Genomic DNA, 1,480 nt, shown 5'->3' with positions numbered 1-1,480 from the left:
GCACGCAAAGGGCAAACTTCACGCAATCGAAAGAATCAATGCCCTTGTCGATAAAAACAGCTTCATGGAAATTTATGCTGAAGCACGCCATCAGTGTACAAACTTTGGCATGGACAAAAAAGAAATTCCTTACGACGGCGTAATTACAGGCTTCGGTACAATTAACGGCCGCAAAGTTGCAGTTTATTCACAGGACTTCACTGTTCAGGGCGGTTCCCTCGGTAAAGTTCACGGCCAGAAAATCGCAGAACTTATTGCAAAAGCAATCGAATACAAATGTCCTGTAATCGGAGTAAATGATTCAGGCGGAGCACGAATTCAGGAAGGTGTTGACGCACTCTGCGGTTATGGCGACATTTTTAAACAGAATGTACGCGCTTCTGGCGTTATTCCTCAGATTTCTGTAATCGTAGGTCCCTGTGCAGGCGGTGCCGTTTATTCACCAGGTCTCACAGATTTCATTTTCACAGTCGACAAAATTTCTGAAATGTATATTACAGGTCCAAAAGTTGTAAAACAGGTTATGTTCATGGACATTTCATCAGAAGACTTGGGCGGAGCTGCAATTCATGCACAGAAATCCGGTGTTGCACACTACCGTGCTCAAAACGAAAAAGAATGTTTTGAAAAAGTAAAAGAGCTTTTAAATTACATTCCGCACTACTATGGTGACAAACTTTGTGCAGACGAAAAATTCAAGTTCTCTTCAAAAAAGAACAAAGAAATTCAGAATGTACTTCCTGAATCAAGTACAAAAGGCTACGACATCAAAAATGTCATCGAAAACGTAATTGATGACGGCACATTCTACGAAATTATGTCAGAATTTGCAGGAAACGCTGTTACAGGTTTTGGAAAAATCGAAGGCAAGACAGTCGGAATCGTCGGAAACAATCCTGGATTCTTCGGCGGTGTTTTAAACTGCGATGCTTCAGATAAAATTTCAAGATTCGTCCGCTACTGCGACTGCTACGATATTCCGCTTATCACCTTCGTAGACGTTCCGGGCTTTATCCCGGGTCCTCAGGAAGAACAGAAAGGAATTATCCGCCACGGAGCAAAACTTCTTTATGCATATTCAGAAGCAAGCGTTCCAAAAGTAACTGTAATTACACGAAAAGCTTACGGTGGTGCTTACATTGCGATGTGTTCAAAGCACCTCGGAGCAGATTTCGTTTACGCATGGCCAAAGGCAGAAATTGCCGTAATGGGTGCAGAAGGTGCAATCGGAATTCTTTATGCAAAAGAAGCTGACCCAAACGTAAAAGCACAGAAAGGCCAGGAATACCGTGAAACTTTCATGACTCCGACAATTGCCGCTCAGCGCGACTATATTTCTGCAGTAATCAATCCGGAAGAAACCCGCGAAAGAGTCGTTCAGAGTCTCAAATTCCTTGAAGGCAAAACTTCAAGCGATGTAGTTGCAAAAAAACACGGAAATATTCCGCTGTAATTTTAGTAATAAGTCGGATCGTAGCCA

The 1,480-nt window shown here is 42.6% G+C and carries 1 protein-coding gene; it reads left to right on the top strand.

The window, feature by feature from the left end:
• A partial coding sequence (locus ACKI5B_RS11840) for an acyl-CoA carboxylase subunit beta (protein WP_407429014.1) occupies positions 1-1,453 on the top strand: 1,453 nt, incomplete at its 5' end.
• Between the last annotated feature and the right edge of the window lie 27 nt (positions 1,454-1,480).

Source organism: Treponema sp., from assembly GCF_045657965.1.
GTDB lineage: Bacteria > Spirochaetota > Spirochaetia > Treponematales > Treponemataceae > Treponema_D.
Note: the sequence above shows the minus strand (reverse complement) of the source record. Positions and strands in the feature narration are given on the sequence as shown.